This window comes from Coleofasciculus sp. G3-WIS-01 (assembly GCF_040223135.1).
Classification (GTDB): Bacteria; Cyanobacteriota; Cyanobacteriia; order Cyanobacteriales; family Coleofasciculaceae; genus Coleofasciculus.
Window position 1 is genome coordinate 27,714 of the sequence record NZ_JAVJZI010000139.1, and the last position, 26,179, is coordinate 53,892.

At 45.3% G+C, this 26,179-nt stretch carries 27 protein-coding genes and 1 pseudogene; 20 read left to right on the plus strand and 8 right to left on the minus strand.

Annotated features, from left to right (window positions below; all coding sequences use genetic code 11):
* Nucleotides 1–73: 73 nt before the first annotated feature.
* Together RIM23_RS13690 and RIM23_RS13695 are read right to left on the minus strand one after the other, a co-directional pair.
* Nucleotides 74–1,030 (minus strand): hypothetical protein, encoded by a 957-nt coding sequence (locus RIM23_RS13690; protein ID WP_446367802.1) that lies wholly within the window; start codon nt 1,028–1,030, stop codon nt 74–76.
* Nucleotides 1,023–1,229 carry a hypothetical protein gene (locus RIM23_RS13695; RefSeq protein WP_446367803.1) on the minus strand — a complete coding sequence of 69 codons (207 nt, stop codon included), beginning with the start codon at nt 1,227–1,229 and terminating at the stop codon, nt 1,023–1,025. Before RIM23_RS13695 ends, RIM23_RS13690 begins: the two co-directional genes overlap by 8 nt.
* 155 nt (nt 1,230–1,384) lie before the next feature.
* On the opposite strand from RIM23_RS13695, the gene glmU reads away from it, so the two are divergent.
* Nucleotides 1,385–2,743, plus strand: a complete 1,359-nt coding sequence (gene glmU / locus RIM23_RS13700; RefSeq protein WP_446367804.1) for a bifunctional UDP-N-acetylglucosamine diphosphorylase/glucosamine-1-phosphate N-acetyltransferase GlmU — start codon at nt 1,385–1,387, stop codon at nt 2,741–2,743.
* A gap of 67 nt (nt 2,744–2,810) precedes the next feature.
* On the opposite strand, the gene RIM23_RS13705 is transcribed toward glmU, so the two are convergent.
* Nucleotides 2,811–3,725 carry an Rpn family recombination-promoting nuclease/putative transposase gene (locus RIM23_RS13705; RefSeq protein WP_446367805.1) on the minus strand — a complete coding sequence of 305 codons (915 nt, stop codon included), beginning with the start codon at nt 3,723–3,725 and terminating at the stop codon, nt 2,811–2,813.
* A gap of 44 nt (nt 3,726–3,769) precedes the next feature.
* Nucleotides 3,770–6,598 (minus strand): GAF domain-containing protein, encoded by a 2,829-nt coding sequence (locus tag RIM23_RS13710; protein WP_446367806.1) that lies wholly within the window; start codon nt 6,596–6,598, stop codon nt 3,770–3,772.
* Here RIM23_RS13710 and RIM23_RS13715 point away from each other — a divergent pair.
* The 7 genes from RIM23_RS13715 (at nt 6,587) to RIM23_RS13745 (ending at nt 11,719) form a co-directional block, all read left to right on the plus strand.
* Nucleotides 6,587–6,733, plus strand: coding sequence for a hypothetical protein (locus RIM23_RS13715; RefSeq protein WP_446367807.1), 147 nt, complete (start codon nt 6,587–6,589; stop codon nt 6,731–6,733). The genes RIM23_RS13710 and RIM23_RS13715 overlap by 12 nt on opposite strands.
* Complete coding sequence (locus RIM23_RS13720; protein ID WP_446367808.1) at nt 6,726–7,871, plus strand: quinone-dependent dihydroorotate dehydrogenase; 1,146 nt, start codon at nt 6,726–6,728, stop codon at nt 7,869–7,871. The genes RIM23_RS13715 and RIM23_RS13720 overlap by 8 nt, the downstream gene beginning before the upstream one ends.
* 415 nt (nt 7,872–8,286) lie before the next feature.
* A complete protein-coding gene (locus tag RIM23_RS13725) occupies nt 8,287–8,511 on the plus strand; it encodes a hypothetical protein (RefSeq protein ID WP_446367809.1) in 225 nt (74 codons plus the stop codon).
* An 83-nt stretch (nt 8,512–8,594) separates the two neighbouring features.
* Nucleotides 8,595–10,139 carry an ArnT family glycosyltransferase gene (locus tag RIM23_RS13730; RefSeq protein ID WP_446367810.1) on the plus strand — a complete coding sequence of 515 codons (1,545 nt, stop codon included), beginning with the start codon at nt 8,595–8,597 and terminating at the stop codon, nt 10,137–10,139.
* Nucleotides 10,140–10,404: 265 nt separating this feature from the next.
* Complete coding sequence (locus tag RIM23_RS13735) at nt 10,405–10,677, plus strand: BrnT family toxin (protein ID WP_446367811.1); 273 nt, start codon at nt 10,405–10,407, stop codon at nt 10,675–10,677.
* Nucleotides 10,664–10,930, plus strand: a complete 267-nt coding sequence (locus tag RIM23_RS13740; protein ID WP_446367812.1) for a hypothetical protein — start codon at nt 10,664–10,666, stop codon at nt 10,928–10,930. The genes RIM23_RS13735 and RIM23_RS13740 overlap by 14 nt, the downstream gene beginning before the upstream one ends.
* 156 nt (nt 10,931–11,086) lie before the next feature.
* Nucleotides 11,087–11,719: a transaldolase family protein gene (locus RIM23_RS13745; RefSeq protein ID WP_446367813.1), complete on the plus strand. Its 633-nt coding sequence runs from the start codon at nt 11,087–11,089 to the stop codon at nt 11,717–11,719.
* A 269-nt stretch (nt 11,720–11,988) separates the two neighbouring features.
* Here RIM23_RS13745 and RIM23_RS13750 read toward each other — a convergent pair whose 3' ends face one another.
* The 3 genes from RIM23_RS13750 to RIM23_RS13760 form a co-directional block, all read right to left on the minus strand.
* Nucleotides 11,989–12,678, minus strand: a complete 690-nt coding sequence (locus tag RIM23_RS13750; RefSeq protein WP_446367814.1) for a YtxH domain-containing protein — start codon at nt 12,676–12,678, stop codon at nt 11,989–11,991.
* 264 nt (nt 12,679–12,942) lie between these two features.
* Complete coding sequence (locus tag RIM23_RS13755; RefSeq protein ID WP_446367851.1) at nt 12,943–13,830, minus strand: metal ABC transporter permease; 888 nt, start codon at nt 13,828–13,830, stop codon at nt 12,943–12,945.
* A 79-nt stretch (nt 13,831–13,909) separates the two neighbouring features.
* The gene (locus RIM23_RS13760) at nt 13,910–14,629 is read right to left on the minus strand and encodes a metal ABC transporter ATP-binding protein (RefSeq protein WP_446367815.1); all 720 of its coding nucleotides are present in this window, start codon (nt 14,627–14,629) and stop codon (nt 13,910–13,912) included.
* A gap of 254 nt (nt 14,630–14,883) precedes the next feature.
* Here RIM23_RS13760 and RIM23_RS13765 point away from each other — a divergent pair, with 254 nt between their 5' ends.
* Complete coding sequence (locus RIM23_RS13765; protein WP_446367816.1) at nt 14,884–15,969, plus strand: metal ABC transporter solute-binding protein, Zn/Mn family; 1,086 nt, start codon at nt 14,884–14,886, stop codon at nt 15,967–15,969.
* On the opposite strand, the gene RIM23_RS13770 is transcribed toward RIM23_RS13765, so the two are convergent.
* A complete protein-coding gene (locus tag RIM23_RS13770; RefSeq protein WP_446367817.1) occupies nt 15,951–17,186 on the minus strand; it encodes an FAD-dependent oxidoreductase in 1,236 nt (411 codons plus the stop codon). The genes RIM23_RS13765 and RIM23_RS13770 overlap by 19 nt on opposite strands.
* Before the next feature lie 129 nt (nt 17,187–17,315).
* Between RIM23_RS13770 and RIM23_RS13775 the strand changes: the two genes are divergently transcribed.
* The 11 genes and pseudogenes from RIM23_RS13775 (at nt 17,316) to RIM23_RS13825 (ending at nt 26,116) form a co-directional block, all read left to right on the plus strand.
* Complete coding sequence (locus RIM23_RS13775) at nt 17,316–18,995, plus strand: iron uptake porin (RefSeq protein WP_446367818.1); 1,680 nt, start codon at nt 17,316–17,318, stop codon at nt 18,993–18,995.
* A 118-nt stretch (nt 18,996–19,113) separates the two neighbouring features.
* The gene (locus RIM23_RS13780) at nt 19,114–20,085 is read left to right on the plus strand and encodes a CobW family GTP-binding protein (protein WP_446367819.1); all 972 of its coding nucleotides are present in this window, start codon (nt 19,114–19,116) and stop codon (nt 20,083–20,085) included.
* Nucleotides 20,073–21,149, plus strand: coding sequence for a WD40 repeat domain-containing protein (locus RIM23_RS13785; RefSeq protein ID WP_446367820.1), 1,077 nt, complete (start codon nt 20,073–20,075; stop codon nt 21,147–21,149). The genes RIM23_RS13780 and RIM23_RS13785 overlap by 13 nt, the downstream gene beginning before the upstream one ends.
* 100 nt (nt 21,150–21,249) lie before the next feature.
* Complete coding sequence (locus RIM23_RS13790; RefSeq protein WP_446367821.1) at nt 21,250–21,507, plus strand: hypothetical protein; 258 nt, start codon at nt 21,250–21,252, stop codon at nt 21,505–21,507.
* Between the two features lie 15 nt (nt 21,508–21,522).
* Nucleotides 21,523–22,281, plus strand: coding sequence for an energy-coupling factor ABC transporter permease (locus RIM23_RS13795; RefSeq protein ID WP_446367822.1), 759 nt, complete (start codon nt 21,523–21,525; stop codon nt 22,279–22,281).
* Nucleotides 22,278–22,580: an energy-coupling factor ABC transporter substrate-binding protein gene (locus RIM23_RS13800; RefSeq protein ID WP_446367823.1), complete on the plus strand. Its 303-nt coding sequence runs from the start codon at nt 22,278–22,280 to the stop codon at nt 22,578–22,580. Before RIM23_RS13795 ends, RIM23_RS13800 begins: the two co-directional genes overlap by 4 nt.
* A 313-nt stretch (nt 22,581–22,893) precedes the next feature.
* Nucleotides 22,894–23,691: a cobalt ECF transporter T component CbiQ gene (gene cbiQ / locus RIM23_RS13805; RefSeq protein WP_446367824.1), complete on the plus strand. Its 798-nt coding sequence runs from the start codon at nt 22,894–22,896 to the stop codon at nt 23,689–23,691.
* A 21-nt stretch (nt 23,692–23,712) separates the two neighbouring features.
* Nucleotides 23,713–24,582, plus strand: coding sequence for an energy-coupling factor ABC transporter ATP-binding protein (locus RIM23_RS13810; RefSeq protein WP_446367825.1), 870 nt, complete (start codon nt 23,713–23,715; stop codon nt 24,580–24,582).
* A 21-nt stretch (nt 24,583–24,603) separates the two neighbouring features.
* Complete coding sequence (locus tag RIM23_RS13815) at nt 24,604–24,939, plus strand: DUF1830 domain-containing protein (RefSeq protein ID WP_446367826.1); 336 nt, start codon at nt 24,604–24,606, stop codon at nt 24,937–24,939.
* Nucleotides 24,914–25,045 (plus strand): annotated as a pseudogene (locus tag RIM23_RS13820) (porphobilinogen synthase); the annotation flags it as partial. The gene RIM23_RS13815 and the pseudogene RIM23_RS13820, both read left to right, overlap by 26 nt.
* A gap of 12 nt (nt 25,046–25,057) precedes the next feature.
* Nucleotides 25,058–26,116, plus strand: a complete 1,059-nt coding sequence (locus tag RIM23_RS13825) for a CobW family GTP-binding protein (RefSeq protein WP_446367827.1) — start codon at nt 25,058–25,060, stop codon at nt 26,114–26,116.
* Nucleotides 26,117–26,179 lie beyond the last annotated feature (63 nt).

Here is a 26,179-nt window from a genome sequence, read left to right on the forward strand (position 1 = left end):
CTTGCTGAATCAGTATTGTGGTGAAGGGAGGGAACAGGGGGAGTAGAGGGAGAGATTTAATTTTCCCACCGACTTAAGGCGTAACCTCTTGTAGTTGGTTTCCGGGATTAAGTTCTGATGTTTTTTCATTCGTTTCGGTAGAGATGAACGGTTCTGTAGAAAAAGGTTCAGATGATTTCTCTGGCTCCTCTGACTCCATCCTCGCCAGTTGAACGGTTCTCTCAACTTCTTCCTTAAAATGCTGCTTTTGCGAATATTCAGCCATCTTAATTTGAGCCGTCTCGTAGACAGATGTACCTGGTGGAATCTGCGACAGATAGTTCAACGCGCCTTTAAAATCTCGTTTGGCGGCTTGGTTATAGGCTTGTTGTAAAAGATATTCTGCTTTAATGCGTTGTTTTTCTTCATACTCAGCTAACTTCGGTTGAACTTTAGCCGCCGTTGTTGTCTCTGGGGGAATTTGTTTGAGCAAGTTCAAAGCTTCGGTAAAATCCTTGTTTTGAGCTTTGGCGTAAGCTTGATCCAGTAATTGTTTCGCTTCAGCTTCTAACTCAGGTTTGGCTTGTTCAACCAGTGACTCAGCTTTACGCCGCCAGAAGTGTACCCCATCCATTTGGCGAGCAGCTTCCAAAACATCTCGCCATCGCTTCTCCTTCAGAGCTTGTTCAGCGGCTTGGTATTGAGCAGCTGCTGTGTGCCATTCCCGCCGCCACCGTTTCAGGCTGGTGATAGAATCCTGGTATAAAGCACTCTCACGGGGAATCGATTTAGCTAGTGCGATCGCCTTTTGAAAATTTCCCGCATCATATTCTGCCCTCGCCCGTTCTAATCGGTCAAGGTCAGGGTTGGATGGAACAGCATTCAACAGAGAATAAAGCCCAAATGAGATCACCACAGTATTACAGGCGGCTAGACTCACTCCCATACCCTTTAACATAGGGGGTAGCTGGAAAAACCAACGGAAATCAAATAGCGTCGATTCGGTTTGGGGTTCTAATACGACTCCATCCGATGGTTTTGTGTTACTCACTGTAGACTGCTGCTCCATACAACCTATCCAAAACACTTATATTGGTGGCATTTCGGTGTTTACTTCCTGCTGCTTCGGGGACTCCTGATTGCTTAAGTGTGATCAAGTCACCCTCATTTTCCATATTTCTATAGATGAACAATTTTTCCGGAATCCCAGGTACTGGAATTAATCGCCGCCAAGATTGACGAACTCGCATTTGGTGCCGTTATCGAAACAGGTGTGGTAACCATGGTGGAAATTTTTCATAAAGTAACCGTCAACTTTAATTCTGTCCGACTAGGTATAACATACTATGGTATTATCAGTTAGCAAAAATCTATAATTCGGTAGCAGATCACCCCTATCACAATCATGGTTGCAGTCGCGATTTTAGCAGCAGGGCGCGGGACACGAATGAAATCCAATTTGCCCAAGGTATGTCACAATTTGGGTTCCTTGTCAATGGTGGAACGAGTTCTCAAGAGTTGTCTTGGTGTCAATCCGTTGCGGTGTCTTGTGATTGTCGGTTATCAAGCAGAACTTGTGAAAAATTCTCTCGCCCAGTTCCAGGATATCGAATTTGTTGAGCAGACTGCACAATTGGGAACCGGTCATGCTGTACAACAACTCCTACCCTACTTAGAGGGATTTACTGAGGATTTGTTAGTCTTGAATGGCGATGTTCCCCTATTGCGCCCCCAAACGCTGCAACAATTATTAGAAGCCCATAAAACCCATCAAAATGCCGCTACCCTCTTAACCGCGCAACTCCCCAATCCTCAAGGATATGGGCGAGTTTTTTGTGATGGTCAAAATCTGGTCACCCAGATTGTGGAAGATCGAGACTGCACCACAGCACAAAAGCAGAACCGTCGGATTAATGGGGGAGTCTATTGTTTCAATTGGCAGAAATTGGCAAAAATACTGCCAAATCTACAAACGAATAATGACCAGCAAGAATATTATTTAACTGATGCGATTCATGAACTAGAACCCGTAATGGCGGTTGATGTGGAGGACTACCAGGAAATTTTAGGGATCAACAACCGCAACCAGTTAGCCCAAGCTTACGAAATTTTACAGGAGCGGGTGAAGGAAGGGTGGATGAGTGCAGGAGTAACGTTAATTAATCCCGATAGTATTACCATTGATGACACGGTAGAATTAGAACCGGATGTAATTATTGAACCCCAAACCCATCTGCGGGGAAAAACGGTGATTGGTTCCGGGAGTCGGATTGGACCGGGAAGCCTGATTGAAAATAGTCGATTAGGGAAAAATGTCACGGCGCTGTATTCGGTGGTGAGTGATTCTGTGGTGCAAGAGAATAGCCGAATCGGACCCTATACCCATCTTAGAGGTCATGTAACCCTCGGGGAGTCCTGTCGGGTGGGGAATTTTGTGGAACTGAAAAACACTCAAATTGGCGATCGCACGAATATCGCCCACCTCTCTTATCTGGGGGATGCGACATTGGGGAATCAGGTGAACATCGGTGCGGGAACGATTACCGCCAACTACGATGGGGTACAAAAGCATCGCACCCAAATCGGCGATCGCACGAAGACGGGTTCCAATAGTGTCCTTGTTGCACCCGTAACTTTGGGTCAAGATGTCACAGTAGCGGCGGGTTCAGTCGTAACCGAAAATACACCAGATGATTGTCTAGTAATTGCGCGATCGCGTCAAGTCGTCAAACCCGGTTGGCGTCTCAATGTTCCAACCCCCTAGGGGCTTGCGTAGGGGCTTGGTTCCCCAACCCTCAAACAAAGACATTGGGACAAATTCCCGCTCAAAATCACCCATTTTCGAGTAACCAACTTGATAACTCTTCTAAATTGTTGAAATCAAAAACATCATTGCTTAGACGTTCCAACTGTTCAACCGATAACTTTTGAATCCGCTGACTAATTTCTGGCGGAATTGACCCAAACTGTCGCTCCAGAAAACGGAATATCCATCGGATTCCTTGCTCTAACCCTTCTTGCCGTCCCTCCTGCTTTGCCTTAACAATCGCTCCCCGTTGGTCTTCCAGGAACATTTCTTGCTTACGCAATTTTTCCACTTCCTCTACACTCAAATTCGCTTGATTGGCGATATTCATCGCTTTATCTAGTTCTGGAAGTTGGCTAAATGTGGGGGGAATCACTTCCAAACTGGGAGCCTCTTTAATAAAATAAATCCATTTATCCGTTAAACTCTCTAATTCATCCAGTGTTTTCGTGAATTTCGGTAATTCTACAAAAATTAACTCGATTTCTGGATCAGGATAGTCAAATAACTCCTGTTTTTCTTTCAAGCTAAACCGGGTCAGATACCGTTGCGTCTGATTAAACATGGGAAAGTCGGTAATCGTTAAGGCAATCACTGGTTTAAGGTAAGAGTATCCTTCACCATATTTTAATTGATTTCCGTATGTTTTTGTCAGGTTATAAATGACCCGCTTCTCAAAGAAGGCTAGGTTGAGGACTTGCATTTCAATTAGCACAGTTGAGCCATTATCCAGTAAGGCTTTGACATCCAGATAGCTATCTTTTAGGTCAACCACATCCCTAGCATTATAGGGGTCAATGATTTCTAAATCCTGAATCACGGGGTTGGCTTCATAAATCAAGGCATTTAAAAAGCTAATTAGGATATCTTTACTATCTTTTGAGCCAAATATTTTTTTAAAAGCAAAGTCAGTTTTCGGGCTGATAAATCTGAGAGTCATAGCTTTTTAATGTTTAAGCCGCGATCGCCAAAATCGTACCAAATTTACTTGTGATTCTGTTCTAATGGCAAAAGTAACCGGATCAAATAGTCATGGACTTGAGTTTGGTAAAAGAGGAGATCGCCCCCCCAACTTCGCAAAATCTGTTGACAAATTTTCATACTTAAGCTGGGCAAGGATTTTTTTGGTGAAGCGGTGAGAGCCTGCTGACACTCCTCCAGAGAACTGTTTTCACAAATCAGTAACTCTAATAAAGGATAAGGTGAAGTTGAGCGCAGAGTGGGCTTGACATCCGCACGCAAGGGACAGCACCACAGATGAATCCAAAGTCCGGCAGGGGAATGTAAGCCAATGGTGAGCAATAACTCTAACAAAATGCATTCTAGCTTAAGGCGATCGCCATAAATGGTAAACTGACTCACATTATGCATATTCAGCACCAGTTGACGCTGATGATAAAACGGTTCAACCTGTCGCAGCGATCGCTTCAACAAGGTTGACAACTGTATGGGACGTAGGTTAGTCGTGAGTTGCCATTGTTCTTGCTTGAGGATCGGATTCAATCCCGCCAGAACGTCTTCTAACTGATGCAACAGTTGCTGACGACGCATCTTTTGTAAAGCAGAATTAGTAACATACTGCGTCGCTTCAGCCGGATAGGTGTTTTGAGAGTCCAATGCCAGTAACCCATTGTTCATCTCTTGCACAGACTGATACAATTTCTCTAAGCATCGGTGTTTGTACCAGTTTAGAGCTTGCAAATCTTCCCGATCTTGGGTTTGCCGAATCAAACGATAGCGATACTCACGCAAGCTAGTAAACTGTTGGGTTAGGGTTTCGAGTACCGATAACATATCTTCAGACCACGTCCGTTCCTCGCGCTCGGCAATCAGTACCAATCCCGTGGCTGAGGTTTTACCCTGATGCAACGCAATCACCAAGATTTGACCAATATCGGGACTATTAAACCATTGACGGATCGAATCAGGCAGATCCCTGACCAAACAGCAGCAGAAATGCGGCGTAGCTAGAGCCTCTTGAATCAAGGGGTTGGTTGCTACTGGAATCGTTAAATCTGGGGGGAGAGCCAAACTGGGATCAGCAACAACGGCAGTCGTTACCGTTGCCCAAGGAATTTGGGGAGTCCAGGTTAGCAGCGCCACTAGAGGAGATTCCAACAGCTTTGCCACATAATTAATCCAAGCCTTTTCAAAGCGCACCGGCTCTTTGGAGGAACAGTTGAGCAGGGATAATCCCGACTGCAGGGTTTGGCGAGCCAAAAATGAACGTTTGGCGTTATCCAACTCACCCGAAAGAGTCAGCAGCAGATGGATGAGTTGGGCAATGGTTTTGGCAAAATCCCGTTCATTACGGTTCCATGTCCGGGGACTGTCATGACCAATGATTAACAGGAAGCTGGGTGAGTTGGGGGAATGTTCTGGAATAGACAAGAACTCCAGCAGCACAGAGCGCACATTAAGTTGAGTGAAACTGTCCCGCCAGGATATCAGTAGCCCATCTGCCTCTACATCTTCAATCGCCACCATTTTGGTTTGTTCACTCAACCACCCCTGCACCTCTGGCTCAAGAGGCGGTAGGGGTGATGGGCAAGGACGGCGATTCGACGGTTGTTTGCCAAATACGAGGTTGAACTGACCCGAGGGATCAGGTTGTAGGATTAAAAAGCGATCGGCTCTTAGATGCTGGCAAATCAGCTTTCCACAATCATTGAGGGCAGTTTCAGTCGTGGGGCTAGAAGCGATTGTCTGAGCAATCGTTGCCACCAACTGGCTATCCTTTATGCTTAACTGAACTTGAGATTCTAGTTCCTCACAACTCACCACCAGCGCCACTAATTGAGCGGTTGCTAGTATAGAGTTCCGTTCTGCCCGCTCCCAAATCCGAGGAGCATCATCTTCTACCGACACAAAACCCAAGAGTTCCCCCTGGCTTTGAATCGGGGCTGCCATCAATGAACGAGTCCGCAGCCGATTTAGGATATGTTTTGTGGTTTCTGGCTTGAGTTGGCTTCTACTGGTTCCAATCGTCACTAACTGACCCCTAGCCAGCGCCTGATAAAAGTCAGTGGCTTCAGCAACAGTAAGACCTGCGGTCGAGCCTCGTGACCCTACCACACTGCGGAGAGATTGGCGATTGCCCACCCGATGCCAGAAATAGCGTTGCTGCGGATTATACCAATAAATACTGGTGCGTGTGGGCGTGATAAAATCTTGGGTCATCGACACCAATTTATCCAGACGCTGAACCACCTTGGGCAATTTGATCAGCTCATCGAGGGCTTGAAAAAGGGGTTTATCGGGGCGTTTAATTGCTGATTGTTGCCAATTTACTTCTATTTCATGTAACGCCGTCGCTAATCCCCCCAAAACCATGGATAAATGGGCTTTGTCTTCAGGTTGGGGAGAGATACCCCACTGATTTGAACCCAACAAGGTTATGCCAAAACATCGATCCTTGGCTCGCAAGGGCAACAGCAATGTTCCCTGAATGCCTAAGTTTTCGGCAATTCGGCGCCATTCTCCAGCTCGGCTTTCTTTCTGAATATCTGGAAGGGTGATCGGGCGCTGCTGGATTACTACCTGTTCTAAAAGATCCCCCGGTTGCAGGTTGTATCGCTGCTTCAAAAAATCGGTATCCGCCGTCTGAGCGATACCCCCTTTCCCAAATAAGCGATGCTCTAAGCGATCATAAAGCCCAATCCAGATTAGGTGGTAATCAAACTCCGTTTGCAGGTAATTTAGAGTAGTCTCGATCAACACGTCAGTATTTTCCTCTTCCCGCAATGTCTCCAACACTCGTCCTAGGGCAACAAATGGATGATCGTTTTGGGGTGGTAGATTTTGCTGACCCATAATCAGTTATCAGTTATCAGTTATCAGTTATCAGGGAATGGGGAATGGGGAATGGGGAATGGGGAAGCTGGGGGAACTGGGGGAGCAAACAAAGGACATAAGACCAATGACAAAGGACATAAGACCAATGACTGATATTTACCAATCTGCCATTCGCCCAATTCTATTTTCGCTGTTGAAGGCAGACCCGGAGTGGGCGCACGAACAAACGATACACTTATTAGGTTGGCTAGACCGTACTAATGAATCCTCCTCAACTCCTTGGCTTTCCTCTCAATTGCACCAAGCCTTTTGCCTAAGTGATGCTCGCTTAGAACAAACACTGTGGGGACTGAAATTCCCCAATCCTCTAGGTTTAGCCGCCGGATTTGATAAGGATGGGGTAGCGGCTCGAATTTGGCGGATCTTTGGTTTTGGCTTTGCTGAACTGGGAACTGTTACCTTTGAAGCCCAACCCGGAAATCCACAACCCCGGTTGTTCCGATTGCTCCAAGATAGAGCCGTTCTCAACCGCATGGGGTTTAATAATCGAGGGGCAAAAGCATTGGCTCAACGATTAGGAGCGATCGCGCATCAGCCTTTTGAGCCGATCCCCTTGGGGATCAATCTGGGTAAGTCTAAGGTAACACCTCTAGAAGATGCGGCAACGGACTATTTAGCTAGTTTCCGCCTGCTTAAGCCCTGGGGCGATTATTTTGTGGTTAACGTTAGTTCACCCAATACACCCGGATTGCGATCGCTGCAAGATGCTGAGCAACTGCAAATCATTTTGGAGACGTTGCAACAGGATAATCTTGGGCAAAAGCCGCTTTTAGTCAAGATTGCACCGGATTTGGAGTGGGACGCGATCGCAGATGTTGTTCATTTAGCTCAAACTTACCAGCTTGCGGGGATTGTTGCTACCAACACAACCATTAACCGGGATAGGCTCAAAACTCAAGTTATCGCCGCAACCGGTAAACCCGTGACTGAAGAAGCAGGCGGAATTAGTGGTGCGCCTTTGCGGGAGCGTTCGACAGAGGTGATTCGCTTTATTCACCAGCAAACCCAGGGGAAACTACCGATTATCGGTGTGGGTGGGATTTTTACCGCCGAGGATGCTTGGGAAAAACTCACCGCCGGTGCCAGTTTGATTCAAGTGTACACAGGATTAGTCTATGAGGGACCCTGGATGGTGCGGCGAATCATGCAGGGATTGTTAAGAAAGTTGGAACAAAAAGGATTGAGTTCAATTACTGAGGTGGTGGAGCAGCCACCATCCTCTACGGAGTGAAGCTTAGTCCTCGTAAAGTTTTGCCTAGGGCGGATAACACGGCACGAATCATCAGGTTATCCCCATCCACATATTTTTTTTGATACTACTATACTATATAATGTACACCACTGTAGAGATAGATGTTTTGGATGTCGTCCTGTGATGGTCAACAAACGGCGGCTAATTTAGTACGTAAGTATTAGTTATTCTGATACAGAGAAACTTTATCAGTTAGCGTCAATCGGACAAAGCAATTTAACCTCCTAAAAGTTAGCATAAAGAGTAGCTTAGTCTTCTGTTGGTGTGAAAGTGCTTTAGGGAAGGACATCCTATCTGCAGTGGTGGGAAAGAAGATACAGCTTAGGTTTGGTGAGTTTCCTTTATTGAGGAGTCACTCATCACCCAATTGATTGTCAAGCTATTGAGGTTTTGTATGTGGGAAACAGTTTTTATCGGATTAGTCGCATTTTACCTGGTCATGCTACCGATCTTATTCAGCCGATGGTTAGATTTCATGCAACATGATGACAGCTTATCCTCAAAGGATAAGTTTTTCTCTTGGGTGATTTTGGTCATTGCTACCATTATGTGGCCCATAGTGGTGCCAATCTCTTATCTAGAACTGTTGGACACCCGAAGAACGTTTAATAATTACTAGAGCATAAGTTCCAGAGTTAAGAACGCGGTAGAGATTGAGTCGGTAATAGAGACAACTCACCTCTTCTGTCAAGAGATAAAGACTTGACAAAACGACGACTAAATTTCACTGAATATCATTGGCTAATCGGTTTTTCCTTAGCCGCCCTTTTCCTGGGAGGTATGTCTGTCGGGAATGTACCGCTACGAGATTGGGATGAGGGGACTCGCGCCCTAATTGCCAGAGAGATTTATCGTACAGGGAATTGGCTTCATCCGACGCTTGGGGGGGAACCCTATCTGCTCAAACCCCCGTTAATGGATTGGTTAATTGCTCTCTCGTATAAATTATGGGGGATTGGAGAATTAACCACCCGCCTACCGGGAGCGTTTTTGTCCGCTTGTGGGGTTCCGCTACTCTATTTGTTGGGGCGAGAACTTTTTGCCCAACGTCTACCTGCTGTATTTGCGGCTAGCGTTTACTTGACGTTGTTACCTGTGGTGCGTCATGGGCGTCTGGCGATGCTGGATGGTACGGTGGTGTTGTTTTTTGTGCTATTGCTATTGTGCTTACTGAAAGCGCGTCACGATAAGCGTTGGGCGGTTGGGATTGGGATTAGCCTGGGATTGATTACGTTAACCAAAGGAATTTTGGTGATCCTGTTGGGTGCTATAGCGTTTGGGTTTCTCTTAGCTGATGGACAATTAGCACAGTTGAAACATCCCTATTTTTGGCTAGGGATTCTCTTGGGGAGTACCCCTGCGATCGCGTGGTATATTGCACAGTGGCAGTATTATGGCGAAACCTTTTGGCAGGTGCATTTTCAGGCGCAGGGGTTGAACCGCATCTCGGAATCGGTGGAAGGAAACCAGGGTGCGCCTTGGTATTATTTGCTGGAATTACTCAAATACAGTTTTCCCTGGCTACTGTTTTGGTTTGGCGGATTGGGGTTAGCTTGGCATCATCGTCAAAGGAGTTGGGGCAAACTGGTACTGATTGGTACGATTGGCTATCTGGGGACGATTTCCCTAATGGGAACAAAGTTACCTTGGTACATTATGCCGTTATACCCTTTTTTTGCTCTAACTGTTGGCGTATTTTTAGCACATTTATGGCAAAAAAGCAAGCATTATCCCCAAGTTTTAGTCTGGCTTTTAGGGTTGATGGCAGTTGCTGGGGTGGGAGGATGTGTTTATTTTATCCTGGCAGATCCGCAGCCTGTGTTGATTATGATGGGCGTAGTTGTGGCGTTAACAATGGGCTTAGCGGCTTGGCACGTTTATCAGCATAATCGTCAATTTATCCCAATTTTATTGGGTGGAACTTACGTGACGTTGTTGTTGTTGATGATGTCTACATCGTGGGTTTGGGAATTAAATGAAGCCTTTGCAGTGAAACCAGTCGCCCAGTTGATTCAGAAACATACTCCCCCAGAAACTGTAGTTTATACGTCATTTGGTTATCGGCGTCCCAGTTTAGATTTTTATAGCGATCGCCAAGTGATTCCGGCGGATACAACTACGTTGAAACAGTTAGCGTCAACGTCGGCGTATTTACTGGTAGATGAGTCAACTTTGGCAGTATTACCGATTCGCGATCGCGTCATTCTTGGTAGTAGCGAAGGCTTCACCCTAATTGCACCACCTTAAAGATGAATGGCACTGAAAAGCGTGCATTGTTGGAGCGCCGCAACCCTTGATATAGCGTAGGGTGGGCAATGCCCACCAGCATGGTAAGTCAGTACCATTCACCTTAATGATGTCTCTGTAGTTCAATTGGGTATCCATTGTGCGATCGCTAAATTTGGCGTTGATGTTGGATGGGGGATGTTTGGTTTCGGCGCGTCAACCCAACCTACTGCGATAGGCGATCGCACTAAAAATCCCTTCAAATACTTGATGTTATAATCATTCTATGAATTTTGAATGGGACGACAACAAAGCGGCAATAAATCTGTCAAAGCACAGAGTTTCATTTGAGGAAGCCAAAACCGTTTTTGATGATCCGCTTTATGTTGACTTCTACGATCCCGATCATTCTGAGGATGAGGAGCGTTATCTTATTATTGGAGAATCAAACCGGGGAAGTTTACTCATTGTATCGTATACAGAAAGAGGAGATTTGATTCGCCTGATTAGTGCAAGAGTGGTAACACAAGCTGAACGAGAAGCTTATGAAGAGGGTTAAGCCAGATATGGAAGATGATCTGCGAGCAGAATACGACTTAAAGAGTTTACGAGTCAGAAAGTTAGGCTCTGGACGAAAAAGTTTTGCCGGGAAAACTGTACGCTTAGAGCCTGATGTTGCAGAGATGTTTCCTAATGCTGAGGCAGTCAATGAAGCTCTGCGATTTCTGATTAGGGTTATGCAGGACAATCAAGCCATTGCTCCCGAAATCAAGTCGAGCACTTCGTTGGATCAAACAGACGAAAGTCCTTAATTTTACAGCGCTTTTGGTGGTAAGTGAGGTACATAGATCCCCGCTCTAAGCTTTAAGCAGTAAAAAATCTTACACCTCCTGTGGAAGAATTTCTAGGGATGCTGGTGTGGATGGTGCAAGACGGATAATTAGAATGGGTGTAACGGAAAATGGATCATGATTTATTTGGATTCAGCATTAGTCAGTGAAGCGAAAACGGTAGAGAAATGGGGATGGATAAAGGGAATAACTACGAATCCGACACTACTCGCCAAAAGTGATTTACCACCAGAAACGACACTGAAACAACTGGCGGCAATTAGTCCGGGGGAACTGTATTATCAACTCATGGCAACCGATTTTCAGGGGATGGTAGCAGAAGGACGAAAAGCGTTTGAGATTATTGGGGAAAAAACAGTATTGAAAGTTCCGGCTACAGCCATAGGATTTCAGGTTGTCGCCCATCTATCTCCAGAGATTCCCTGTTCAGTCACCGCCATTTACATCGCCGCCCAAGCCGCCGTTGCAACAGAAGCCGGAGCCAAATATGCGATCGCCTACGTGAATCGCGCCACTCGTTTACTAGGGGATGGCTTGGCGTTGGTAAGAGAAATGGCAGCTATCCTCAAAGACAGTCCCACGGAAATTCTAGCCGCCAGTCTCAAATCACCAGCAGAAGCGGCGGGGGCTTTAATCGCTGGGGCGGATCATCTGACGCTACCGTTGGAGATATTGAATGCGATGACAACTCACAATTTATCGGAGCAAACCATTAATGAATTTGCCCAAAAAGGGCGGGGACTGATGTAGCAGGGGTGATGGGGAAGCTGAGGGAGCAGAGACGTTCCGATGAAACATCTTCTTGAGACCTTCCACCGGAACGTCTCTACAAGTCCTAACATGAATGTCACTGACTGGTATGCTGGTGGGCAATGCCCACCCTACGGTATATCAAAGGTTTTGGCGATCTCACAAGGCAAATTTTCAGTGCCATTCGTCCTAACATCCTTGGCGGTTGCTATAAGGGGGAAAAAGAATAACAGAATTCCTTTCCCCTTTTTCCGTTAGGAAGGCTTATTCTACCGTTTTGTGTCCCGGACGGAGAATGTTGGCTTGTCGATTTCAGGTAATTCAGGTGTTTCTGGCTTAACGTCAATCGGCGTCACGTCTGTTTCTGCGACGTTCTTGTCCACAACAGTGACAGGTTTTGCCCCGATTACCGTTGAAGTTGGTTCAACAATAATCTGTTCTTGTTCTTCGACTACCTCACCATCTTGATTTCTCGATGGCTTAGCCTTCTCGGCTTGATCTTGAACTTTATCGGCTGCACCAATTGCAGCACTTTTCGCTTTATCAGCTTGACTTTCAATAGAAGGTTTAGCCTTCTCGGCTGCATCTTGAATCTTGTCGGCTGTCTTGACAGCAGCACTTTTAGCTTGGTTAGCGGCGTTTTCAATAGCTGGCTTAGCTTGTTCAGCCGCATCTTGCACTTTATTGGCTGCCTGTTCAGCAGCACTTTTGAGTTTATCAGGTGCATCCTCAGGAGTGGCTTTAGCGGTCAAACCACCAGCTACGGCGCCTGTGACAGCACCCACGACGGCACCTCGTTTGCCAGCAACTTGACCACCCAATACAGCACCAATGGCTGCACCAACTACCCCAGCGCCGACTACACCCTTACCTTCATTGTTAGAAGATTCATCGGGTTGATTGGCAGTGGGTTCAAGAGGTTGATTATTTTTATCCAAAAATTGCTTATTACTATCCATGTAGAGTTGTCCTCCTTTACTGATATTGAATGTTCCCTTAAGAGATTTAAGGCTCTTTTCTATCTTTTATCACCTTAACAATCAACCGTTATCGCTGACGCCAAGCTAAAGGAGGATATTACGGCAGGTTGAGTCAGTCGATAGATATATTTCTGGTTTGACCAAGCTTGAGCTAATTTTTCAATCTATTCAAAAACTTGCTCTAACAGAAACTGAGTAAGAGTATCTCATTTTTAACCTGAGTTAGTGGTCAAAAAAAGGGAATCAGCGTCTCCAGAGTTTTATGGGTTGCAGAATTTTAGAAATCCAACGGAAGGTTCCGGGTTCAGTTAAAATTCCCTGAGTGGGACTGAATAGAAATGCCAGAATAAAGAAACTAAAGACAACCAGGACAATCGCCGAACCCGATGGTAAATCTAGGTAATAGCTTAAATACATACCCGTGACACCCGCCATTACACCGATTATTGCCCCCAATCCCATCATCTGATCCAATTCTTTGACCAAAAGATAGGCAGTAATGGCAGGACCGACGAGGAGGGAGATAACCAGAAGCACGCCAACGGTTTGCATACTGGCGACAATCGTCAAGGTAATGGCACAAATGAAGCCGAAATACATAGTGGTAACGGGTAAACCACTGGCTTGAGCGCCGAGGGGATCAAAGGTGTAGAAAAGGAGTTCTTTGTAAAAAAGTTTGGTCAACAGTAAAATGACGACTGTAATTATTAGCGTGTGCCAGACATCGCTGGTTCTGACGCCTAAAATATCGCCAAAGAGAATAGAACTGAGGTCGAATTGATTCGTTTCTAACAGGGAAATCAAGATAACTCCCAAGCCCAAAAAACTGGTTAACGTTAACGCCATTGCCGCATCCACCTTGACTCGCGATCGCTGATGAATGCCAGCCACCACTAAAGCGCTCAATGTCCCGGCTATAAACGCCCCCAGAGACAGAAATTGCTCCTCCACAAAAAAGGCAATGGATAGTCCAGGTAAAACAGCATGGGCGATCACATGACCAATCATAACCATCTGTTGCACAATTAAATAACTACCCACAACCGCCCCTAAAATTCCCAACAGCACCGCAATGGCTATAGCTTCACGCATATATCCCCATTGGAGTGGTTCAATTAACCCATCCCACATCACATCCACCTCACTTATTCTTGGTTTCCTGTTTGCTATTAATATCCCATTAAAACCCGTGATTAAATCGGGATGAACATTATGCAACAATAAGACTCATGATTTTTCCATAAGCTTTTTTGATATTTTCAGTTGTCAATACTTCTGACCTTGAACCCACAGCAATTAATTCTTTATTTAACAGCAACATTTGGTCATATTGCTCTAATGTTTCTCCCAAGTCATGACTTATAACTAATAAAATTTTATTTTGAAATTTTAATTCTTGAAAAATCTCAAAAATAATCTCTTCAGTCTTTTGATCAATACCAGCAAACGGCTCATCAAAAAAAAACAACTCCGCCTGTTGCGCCAGCGCCCTTGCCAAAAATACTCGTTGTTGTTGTCCACCAGAGAGTTCGCCAATTTGACGATGACGGTACTCAAACAAGCCGACCCGTTGCAGTGCATCCTGAACAATCTCGTGAGATTGACGAGACGGCTCTCTAAACCAGCCTGTGTGAACCGTGCGTCCCATCATCACGACATTCCATACTGTAACCGGATAATTCCAATCAATTTGGCTGCGCTGCGGTACATAGGCGAGCCGTTTTCGTTGACTTTTCAGGGGTTTGGCGTGAAATGTTGCCACTCCTCTGGTGAGAGGAATAAGTCCCAGAATTGCCTTAATAATCGTACTTTTGCCAGCACCGTTAGGTCCCAAGAGCACCGTTAACTGTCCGGGTTGGATAGAAAAAGAAATACCGGAGATTGCCCAGGTATTTCGGTAGTTGACCGCCAAATCATGAACTTCGAGCATTATGACCTGTCTGTGAGAATGACTACCATTAACAAGTTCTGCTTTCAGCTTATCGGATAATGATTCCCGTGATTTCACACCAAGCGCCTTGGGTAGGGATAGGGAAGTAGGGGCGAAGCATTCGCGCCCAGATCTATCGGTTTTCTACTCAAATTCCAACGCGAATGCTTCGCCCAATCCTAGGGGGTGGAGGTGATCCAAGAGTATTAGAATGATTATCATTATAATGATCTCTCGGTTAAAGGAGCTTGACTATGCTAAAGTATGTATTCAGCCAAACCCTGAACGGCTGGAATAGTAAGGTGTTGGCATTAGCGATCGCACTGACAGGGTGTGTTCAAACCAACCAGACAGCCGTTTCGCCAACAGGTGAAGGAACGGTATCAGGTGATAAACCCAGTGTGGTAGTGTCTCATCGCGTCCTTTGCGATTTAACCAAAGAAATTGCCCAGGACACCATTCAACTCAATTGTTTATTAGACCCGAACCAAGATCCTCATACCTACAGATCAACCCCATCCCACCGCAAAGCCGTTGAAACCGCACAACTGATCCTTTATGGTGGCTATGATGGGGAAGCCGGTGTTGAGGGATTAATTGAAGCCAGCAATACATCCGCCCCTATCGTTGCTGTCTTTGAGGAAGCTGTCCCCAATCCCCTGGAGGGAGAAGCACATCACCATGATCACGGGGAAAAGGAACAAGGTGAACACTCAGATCATGAAGAAAACCATGCCGCAGATAAGGGGGAAAAAGTTCCTGACCCCCATGTTTGGCATGATGTGCAAAACGGTATGGCGATGGTTGAGGTGATTCGCAACCAACTAGCACAGATTAATCCCGATCAGGCTGACCTCTATGCAGAAAATGCCCAACAGTTAACCAGCCAACTCGACCAGTTAGATACCTGGGTAAACGCGCAAGTGGCAACAATTCCCCCAGGAAAACGTAAAATTGTCACCACTCATGACGCCTTGGCTTATTATGTCAACGCTTATGGATTTGAGGCGGCGGAATCCTTGCAAGGACTCAGTACCGAAGAAACACCATCAGCCGCACGGGTAAAGGAATTAGTAGAAACCATTGAACAAGCCAAGGTTCCCACGATTTTTGTGGAAACCACAACCAATTCCACCGCCATTGAGACTGTTGCGAGGGAAGCAGATGTCAAGGTTTCTGAACAAAAATTGATTGTTGGTAGTCTGGGTGCCCAAAATAGTGACACAGGAACCTATATAGGAATGATCACCCATAATACCTGCGCGATCGCGGAAGGTTTGGGCGGAACCTGTACTCCCTTCAAAATGATGACAGGTGATAATCAGCCTGAAGAGGAATGATACAGCGTCGGCTTGGTTAAGGCGGGTACGATGCGATCGCTCGCCAGTTTACCACCGTATAGATTCCGTGCCACAGGTCCTATCTGTAGGGCGGCTAAACCTCCCATCACGAATAACTCACAACCTGACCAACGCAGATGCTCATCTAAAACGGGCATACCCTTGACAAGAGGTATCGGATATGAATCAATAACATCCTTAAGTAACGGGTCAACGGTGGCATCAAAGCCAGTTCCAGTCGCATACCAAATACGTTGACATTTATAAACTTGACCCTGATCACACTTAACCTGCCACTGGTTATCCTGCCACCGAGCCTCAACCACCTGGCATTCTGGATAAAACCTCAGCATACCTTGCCTTTCCAGGCGGCGTAACTGAAACATCATTTTCGGCGTCATTGATCCCCCATTTCGCGCCCCCTGAATCATCTCCCACCGCTTCTGCCAATCCGGTTCAGCCCAAAAGTCCTTGAGATACTTGGGTCCCAACCAACCCGGTTCAGCATCAAACCATTTTTCCTGGAGTCGGCGCCGTGACATTAACATCACCTTCGCTCCCCGTGCTGCTGCACCCACGGCTAAATGTCCACTCGTCAACCCACCCCCAATAATTAACACCTGCTCACCGGCTATCTGCACGTTCCCTAAATCGACGCTTTGAGCATGGCATAGTCTGTCCTTTGGATAAGCCGATGCCATCTTATCTACCCAATCCGGTACAATCTTTCTCCCCGCACCCGTAGCCAGAACCACCCGACGAGCGATGACTGATTGCCCATTGGACAACTCTAGGCGAAATCGAGGGCGTTTGAAAACCGTGGTTGGTTTAAGACTACTCACATCAGCCCTAACCAGCTTATCCGGCAATCCCCACTGATGGATAACATCCTGACAAAACTCCTGAAATAGCTGCGTTCCGGGAAGATCATAAGGCGGGAAAAATTCCGACTCCCGGTTTTCGGCAAAAGAGCGCAGCGCATAAGGGTTGGGGTGGGGATGGTGTACCGCAGGGGATCTCAGATGAGGGATTTCTAAGGCAGCAAATTGATGGAACCACCGATTCATCCATCTACCACTGCCATCAAAAACCCAAAACCTATCCTTCATTGTCTTACGTTTTTGTAGCAGGTGAGTGACTAGGGTTAGAGCCTGGGGACCTGCGCCAATAACGGCAATGTCAATGTTCGCGGGTAAGGATGCCGAATGGTAAGTCATGGAAAATCAGACCCTGGATTTACAATAACGATAATCGTTCTTATGATAATGATTATCATAATTTTGACACCGAGTCACCGATAGGTGATCGGGCAAGACCTTGAACTGAATAGGGTGTGAGGAGTTACTATGGCAAAAACATGGTGGAATACTTTAATCGTTAACCCAGTGGTATTGGGTACTTGGGCAGTCTGTGCAGCCCCAAATGCTTTGGCACAGATTGAGGGGTACAACCCCATCAGTCAGGCGAACGCTCTTGAGCAAGTCACCAGTGTCTCTCAGTTACGAGATGTTTCCCCTGGTGATTGGGCGTATGAAGCCCTACGCAGTCTGGTGGAACGCTATGGCTGTATCGCTGGCTATCCCGATGGCACCTATCGCGGGAATCGAGCCTTAACCCGATTTGAGTTTGCCGCTGGTTTGAATGCGTGCTTGCAGCAAATTGAGCGTTTACTCCCTAATGGCGAACTGGAGGGGAGTGATTTGGCAACCTTACGACGGTTGGTGCAAGAATTTGAGGCGGAATTGGCAACTCTAGGGGCGCGAGTGGATAATTTGGAAGGTCGAGTCGCTTTTTTAGAGGATCATCAGTTTTCCACAACAACCAAACTTCGCGGAGAAGTCAGCTTTGCCCTGAGTAGTGTGTTTGGGGATGAAAAGGCAGATGGTAGTGGAGAAGATTTGGAAGATGAAGTAGTTTTCGACAACCGAGTGCGTCTATTTTTAGAGACGAGTTTTACAGGGGAGGACTTGTTACTAACTCGCTTGGATGCACTGAATACGGTTCCTTTTAGTCCGGGTGAAGGAGATAATCCCAATATTACCGGAACTAGCATGACCCGTCTCGCTTTTGATGAAGGTAATGATAATGATGTAGCGATTGGTAAGTTATTTTATCGCTTCTCTCTGGGAGAAATGGCAGCGTCACATAATCAGGAAGAGGAGGAACATGGACATGGGCATGGTGCTGTTAAAGATGCGAAACTTTCCTTTATTATTGATGCCGTTGGTGGTGAGTTTAACGAGAACTTTGCCAACTATAATGAGTTTTTCTCGGAAGAACTTACGGGGGCAATTTCTCGTTTTGGGCGTTTCAATCCGATTTATTATCAGGGACTTGAAGGTACAGGTGCTAGTATGACCTATAACTTCAATTCAGCGCTTAATTTATCCTTGGGTTATCTGGCTCCCAATGCTAATGATCCGAGTCAGAAAAACGGGTTGTTTAATGGTAGCTATGCTGCCATCGCCCAACTGGGGATTGAACCGAGCGAAAGTTTGCGTTTAGGTCTGACTTATGTGCGTTCCTATTATCCTGGGGGACAGGTGGTGGTTTCTGGGGAAACGGGGAGTGAATTGGCAAATGTGCCATTTGGGGAAGATACTGCCACGTCAGCGGATCAGTTTGGGCTTTCTGCCAGTTTACGTCTCGGTCCTACTTTTACGCTTTCGGGTTGGGGCGGTTTGACCCTGGCTCATGCTCAAGATAATGGTTTTAATAATGGTGTCTTGGTGGATGAGGGCGATGACGCTACTATTTTTAACTGGGCAGTTACCCTGGCATTGCCTGATTTTGGCTCAGAGGGGAGTCTGCTGGGGTTTGTTGTCGGACAGCCGCCGAAGGTAACGCATAATAATGGCGGTTTTGAGGATGATGATGCGTCTTGGCATCTGGAAGCTCAGTATCGTTATCAACTCACGGATAATATCGCGATTAATCCAGGGGTGTTCGTGATTCTTAACCCAGAACACGATGATAACAATGACACGATTTGGGTGGGGACGCTTCGCACTATCTTTGAATTCTAGAGACGTGCCATCTGTAGAGACGTGCCATGGCACGTCTCTACATTATTTGGGTGAAAGGTATTGTCGCCTAGGGTAAAAACGTTTAATATATGAGAATGATAATCATTTTAACTAGCGTATGGTAACAACTCAAGCCTCCAGTACCATTCCGGTTACTGTTCTCACCGGCTATCTCGGCGCAGGGAAAACCACCCTGCTTAACCACATCCTTACTTATGAACATGGCAAGAAAGTCGCCGTCATCGTCAACGAGTTTGGAGAAGTTGGTATTGATAACCAATTAGTGATTGATACCGATGAAGAAATATTTGAGATGAACAACGGGTGCATTTGCTGTACCGTCCGAGGGGATTTGATGCGGATTATCGGGAATCTAATCAAGCGGCGTAACAAGTTTGATCATCTGGTGATAGAAACCACTGGACTAGCTGACCCCGCCCCCGTGATTCAAACCTTTTTTATTGATGAAGATATGCGGCAGCAACTGCTTTTAGATGCCGTGGTAACAGTGGTGGATGCCAAGCATATTTGGCAGCATTGGGAGGCGGATGAGGCGCAAGAACAGATTGCTTTTGCTGATGTAATTTTGCTGAACAAGACAGATTTAGTCTCCCCGGATGAGTTAGATGAGTTGGAGAAGCGAATACGGGGGATGAATGCTCTAGCAAAAATTTACCGCACCCAAAACTCTGAGTTAGGCATGGAGGCGTTATTAGGTGTGAAAGCCTTTGACCTCAACCGTGCTTTGGAGATTGACCCCAACTTCCTCAGCGAAGATGCTCACGAACATGATCAGTCGGTTCATTCCTTTGCTTTGGTTGAATCAAAACCTGTGGATGGGGAAAAACTGAATAATTGGCTCTCGCAATTGTTACAAACCAAGGGGCCTGATATTTTCCGGATGAAGGGAATTATCAACATGGCTGGAGAAGACCAACGGTTTGTCTTTCAAGGGGTACACATGTTGTTTGATGGTCGAGGCGATCGCGCCTGGAAACCTGGAGAACGCCGGAAAAGCGAACTGGTGTTTATTGGTCGCAATTTAGAGGAAGCGAAGCTGAGAGAGGACTTTAGAGCGTGTCTGGTTTAGGGATTACCCAGAAAAATTTACTAGAACAACAGTGGCGTGGGCAACTCTCGGAGTATGTCACGGCTGTGGCTTGGTCAGTTGATGGGTGTTTAGCGGTAAGTTCAGCGGCGGGGGAGGTTCTGCTGTGGGATGGCGGGAATGGTGACTCACGTTTAATTCTCGGTTCAGACGACACAGGTGAACAGTCGATTGATTGTCTGGACTTTTCCCCCGATGGGCAATTTTTGGCAGCGGGAGGACAAGATGGTGGGGTGAGAATTTGGCAGGTGAAGCCCCAACTTCAATTGATCACGACTCTCAATAATGCCCCCAAATGGGTTGATCACCTGCGTTGGAGTCCCACGGGGAACCAATTAGCATTTAGTTTGGGGCGTTATGTCCAAGTCTGGGAGGCGGCTGAACAAGAAACGATTATCACATTACCTTTTGACTTGTCCTCGGTATTGGGAATGACTTGGCATCCTCAAGGACAACATTTAGCGATCGCGGGTGATCAGGGTGCTAAGGTTTGGGATAGTCGGAATTGGGATGATGACCCTTATCTTATCAATATGCCGGCGGCGAGTGTGGCGATTGCTTGGTCACCGGATGGCAAGTATCTCGCTTCTGGTAATCTCGACTTAACGATTACAGTCGTCCAATGGGGTAATCCTCATCCCTGGGTGATGCGGGGATTTCCTGGCAAAATTCGCAACTTGAGATGGTCAAAATCCATGTCAAATACTGCACCATTATTAGCTGCTTCCAGTGGTGAGGGGATTGTGATCTGGAAAAAACAAACGGATGATCGTCAGGGTTGGGATGCACGGGTTTTAGATCTGCATACTGAAATCGTCCAGGATATCGCCTTTCAACCCAAGAGTTTACTGTTAGCGTCAGCGAGTAATGATGGCTGGATTTGTCTGTGGCAAAAAGCCAAGCAAATTGCCCAAATTTTAAACGGTGCGCCCCAGGGTTTTTCTTGTCTGGCTTGGCATCCTGGGGGAAGTCAATTGGCGGCTGGCGGTCAAAATGGGGAGGTTTTGGTTTGGTCAGAATCCCAGCGGGGTAAAGGATTTGGTTAATGAAAGTTTGCTGAATAAGAAGTATGTACATGTAGAGACGCGCCATGGCGCGTCTAAAAATCTGGCGAAGAGAATAAACAATTAATAACTGACAATAGTCATGGATTTATTTTCTCGTACTGACAAACAAACCAATCCCGAAAAAATCCAGCAAATTAAACAGTGGATTTATAATGTTTTAGAGATTAATGAAAAAATTTCAGTGTCTCTGAGTCAATTGCGCTGTACTGAACCGGGATGTCCACCCATTGAAACCGTTATTGCTATCTTGGATAAACCCCAGCGACAGTATAAAATCCACAAACCTATTGCAGAACTAGAACAGATTGACATTCAAAACTTGCTAGAGAAATCGTAGATATTGAGAATATCCATGAAAATAAAACAACTTATTTCTCTAGGTTTAATCACTGCCACAAGTGTAACTGTAACCATTTTAGCCGCACGCCCCGCTCAAGCGATGCACATTATGGAAGGGTTTTTACCCGTAACCTGGGCAATTTTTTGGTGGATACTCTTCCTGCCTTTTTTTTGGCTGGGACTACGTTCCCTTAATCAGATCACGAAAGATTATCCCGAATTAAAACTGCTGTTGGCTTTAGCAGGTGCTTTCACCTTTGTCTTGTCGGCGTTAAAAATTCCCTCGGTGACAGGTAGTTCTTCTCATCCTACAGGTACAGGACTTGGTGCTATATTATTTAGTCCCTTAATTATGACAGTTTTGGCAAGTTTTGTCCTTCTCTTTCAAGCTTTATTATTAGCTCATGGGGGGTTGACAACCTTAGGCGCTAATGCATTTTCAATGGCAGTTGTTGGTCCGATTGTGGCCTATGGTTTGTATCGTTTAGTGCTGCAAGTAAGTGGAAGACAATCCGTTGCCATATTTCTCGCCGCCGCTGTAGCTAATTTAATCACCTACGTTGTCACGTCTCTACAGTTAGCCCTGGCATTTCCTGCACCAGAAGGCGGTATTTTAAGCTCATTTATCAAATTTGCTGGTATTTTCGCTGTCACCCAAATTCCCCTGGCAATTAGTGAAGGATTGTTAACGGTGTTAGTTTGGAATTGGCTGGTAACTTATAGCCAAGAGCAATTACAAGTATTAAAACAGATTAAACCGAAATCACTATGAAACGACAAAGAACAAGCTGGAATAATTGGTTATTAATTTCAGGCGTAATCCTTCTCGCGGTTATCCCTTTACTTACCATTCGAGATTCTGAATTTAGCGGTGCTGATGGACAAGCCGAAGCCGTGATTGGAGACATTCAGCCTGAGTATGAACCGTGGTTTGAACCTTTGTTAGTACCTCCAGGTGGTGAAACAGAATCGCTGTTATTTGCCTTACAAGCTGGGATTGGTGCGGGGACAATCGGTTACGCGATTGGTTTATATCGAGGAAAAACTGAGCGCAATTCTACCTTTAAGTAGAATGTCACTGATTTAAGCGTTTGTAGTAAGCGCTTTAGCGCTTCTGGCACTAAAGTGCCGACTACGAACTCATCTTATTTCAGTGCTATTCACCTTTAAGCAGGTGGAAAAATTAAAGGTAGCGGCGGTAATTGTCATTTGTCTTTCGTCCTTCGTCATTGGTTATTTGTTTTCTTTACATTTTATCGGGTCAAATTCGTCCAAATTAGGGCATCACTAAATTATGACAAATGTACCATTACTCCCAGACGTTCCACGGTCACGTCTCTACTCACCACAATAATGATTAAGCCAACCCTAATTAAATGAGATCATGACTCTCCCCATTGATACGCTTTCTTATAAAAATAACCTGAGAAGCCTACCCCCAGAGCAAAAATTACTATTTGCTTTAGTCGTTTTAGGAATTGCTCTCATCGCTTCCCCTCTAACTCAAGTTTTGATTATTCTCTGGCTGGCAATTTGGACAATCGGTTATGCCAAAATTCCTATCCAATCTTATTTTAAGCTTCTGGGTGTGAGTAGTCTATTTTTGGCGATGGGTTTGCCTGCATTAGTGATTAACATGATAGTGGCGAACCAAATCGATTTAGTTGCCACTGATCAACTCGGAGGTATTCAGTTAGGGGGGTTATATTTCTATCTCAGTCACAGTGGTTGGCAAGAAGCGGGTAAAATTTTTATCCGATCTTTGGCTTGTATCTCATGCTTACTTTTTATGCTGCTAACTATTCCTTTTATCGAAATTGTGCAAACCCTACGTCGTTGTCAACTCCCTGAAACGATCAGTGATTTGCTTATGTTAATGTACCGCTTTGTTTTTATGCTGATCAATACCGTGATTGAGTTACGATTAGCACAACAAGCGAGAGGAGGATATCGCACTTGGAAATTAGCGGTTAAGAGTACAAGTTTGCTCGTTAGTCAATTGCTGCAACGGACAATAATTCGCTACCAGCAATTTTGTGTAGGGTTAGCCGCTAGAGGATTTACCGATAGATTCTATTGGTTTAATGAACAACATCGGAAATATTCCCAGCGCTATGCCTTAGAAGGAATTATTGGGTGTTTAAGTTTGTCAGGATTAGATCTTTACCTTAGAGTTAGTTAAAGTAACTGTATTACCACATCCATGACCAATACCTTGCTCCATTTTCAAGAGATAATCTATACATATCCTGGTCAAGATAATCCTATTTTTGTGGGATTAAACCTATCTATTGTTAAAAATAAGAAAACTGCGATTATTGGTCAAAACGGATCAGGCAAATCCACCCTATTTCTACTGGCAGATGGGTTACATAAAGTTCAGAAAGGAAAAATTTACTGGAAAAACGAGGAATTAAAATACAACCGCAAATTTCTCAATCGATGGCGACAACGAATTGGGTTAGCCTTTCAAGATCCTGAACAACAATTAGTCGCCGGAACAGTTATAGAGGATATCGCTTATGGTTTAGCTAATTTGCAATTACCCAAAGCCGAATTTGAACAGAGACTTGATGACGCGATCGCGGACTTTGTTTTGCAGGAATTAGTCAACCTTCCCCTGCACAATCTCAGCTTAGGACAAAAGCGGCGCGTTGCTTTAGCGGGTGTGATGGCGTTGAAGCCAGAATTACTCCTTTTAGACGAACCGACGGCTTATTTAGATAGGAGGCAAACTCAGAATTTTATGCAAGAATTAGATCGGATTCATGAGTCAGGAACCACAGTTGTTCTGGCAACCCATGACTTAGATATTGCCTATCAATGGGCAGATTGGTTCTTGGTTCTCCATCAAGGACAATTGGTTATGGAAGGTGAGGCGGAAGCGGTTTTTTCGCAACAGGAATTAATTGAAGAGTTACAACTCGGTTTGCCAACCGTATGGCAAGTCTGGCAAGCCTTACCCAAGCACCTTCGTTGTTCAGAAAATATATCTGTTCCCCGAACAGTGAGTGAACTAAACGAGAAATTGTCAGGAACTCTGATGCAACATCTATCTCAATCCAGACGTTGATTAAACAAAGCAATTATAACGATGACTCAAATTCTTGATGCTTTGCCTCCAGATTTTCCCTCGAAAATCTTATGTGGCTATTTCAATCAGACGAGACAAGTTCAGATTGTGCGGATTGTCAATATTCCCAATTGGTACTTTGAGCGAGTCGTATTTCCTCGGCAACATCTCTTATTTGAAGCCTGTTCTGAGGCTCAACTGGAAATTTATACAGGGGCAATGAGCCAGGGAATTCTTCTAGATACAATAGGCTGCGATCGGTTATGCATTCAACAGAAATTCATCCGAGTATCCAACAAAGACTTAAAAAAACTCCCGGTTTTTCACCAATCTAGATATTATTCAGCAGGTTTGTAACGCGACTCAACTCCCCGTGGCGGCTTAGAATGTCAGCGGTGAATATGCCATGATTAAAGCCGCAAGTCAAAGGGGTTGGATTGACGAAAAATCCATGATTTTAGACTAAAATACAACTATGGTACAGACAACAAAACAAACTGAATCGGAAATAGTAAACCTTCCCAAACGAGGGATGCCTGTCACGATTATTACCGGATTTCTGGGGAGTGGCAAAACTACCTTAGTTAATCAAATTCTCGAAAATAAGCAGAATTTGAAAGTCGCTGTTTTAGTCAATGAATTTGGAGATATCAATATTGACTCACAGCTTCTCGTTTCTTTGGATGAAGACATGGTGGAGTTGAGTAATGGTTGTATCTGCTGTACGATTAATGATGGATTAGTTGATGCTGTTTATCGCGTTTTAGAACGAGAAGATCGGCTTGACTATTTAGTCATTGAAACCACGGGAGTGGCTGATCCGTTACCCATTGCGATCACCTTCTTAGGTACGGAACTGCGAAACCTGACGCGGCTGGATTCGATCTTAACGGTAGTCGATGCTGAAACCTTTACCCCAGAGCATTTTGACAGTGAAGCCGCGTTTAAACAGGTGGCGTATGGTGATATCGTTTTGCTGAATAAAACTGACCTCGCTGATCAGAAAAAGCTGGATGAATTAGAGAGTTATATCAGCCTAATTAAACGGGGAGCAAGACTCATCCGTTGTCAATATGGTCAAGTGCCATTACCCTTAATTTTAGATGTGGGATTAACCCAGATAGAACACTACAAGCAGGAGTTGGAGGAAAGCCAGCACCACGATCATGGGCATCATTCCCATGATAATCACTCCCATCACCACCATGATCACTCTCATCATTCTCATCACTTAGAAAATGATGGATTTGTTTCCCTGTCTTTCCAGAGCGATCGCCCTTTTGATGTCCACAAATTTGAGTATTTTTTGACTGAACAGATGCCGAATACTGTGTTCCGGGCAAAAGGTATTCTCTGGTTTAGTGATAGCCCTTTACGCCATATCTTTCAACTCAGCGGTCCTCGTTTTGAATTAAACCCTGAGCCTTGGTTAGGTTCACCGAAAACTCAGCTCGTCTTGATTGGACGTCATCTCGATCTAGATGAAATCAAAACGATACTGGACAACTGTCTAGCTGAATCGGTAAAATTATAGTCAATTAATTATTACTATACAATTGGTTTAGGGCGAGTCAGATCGTTCAATCCGCCAATTTGT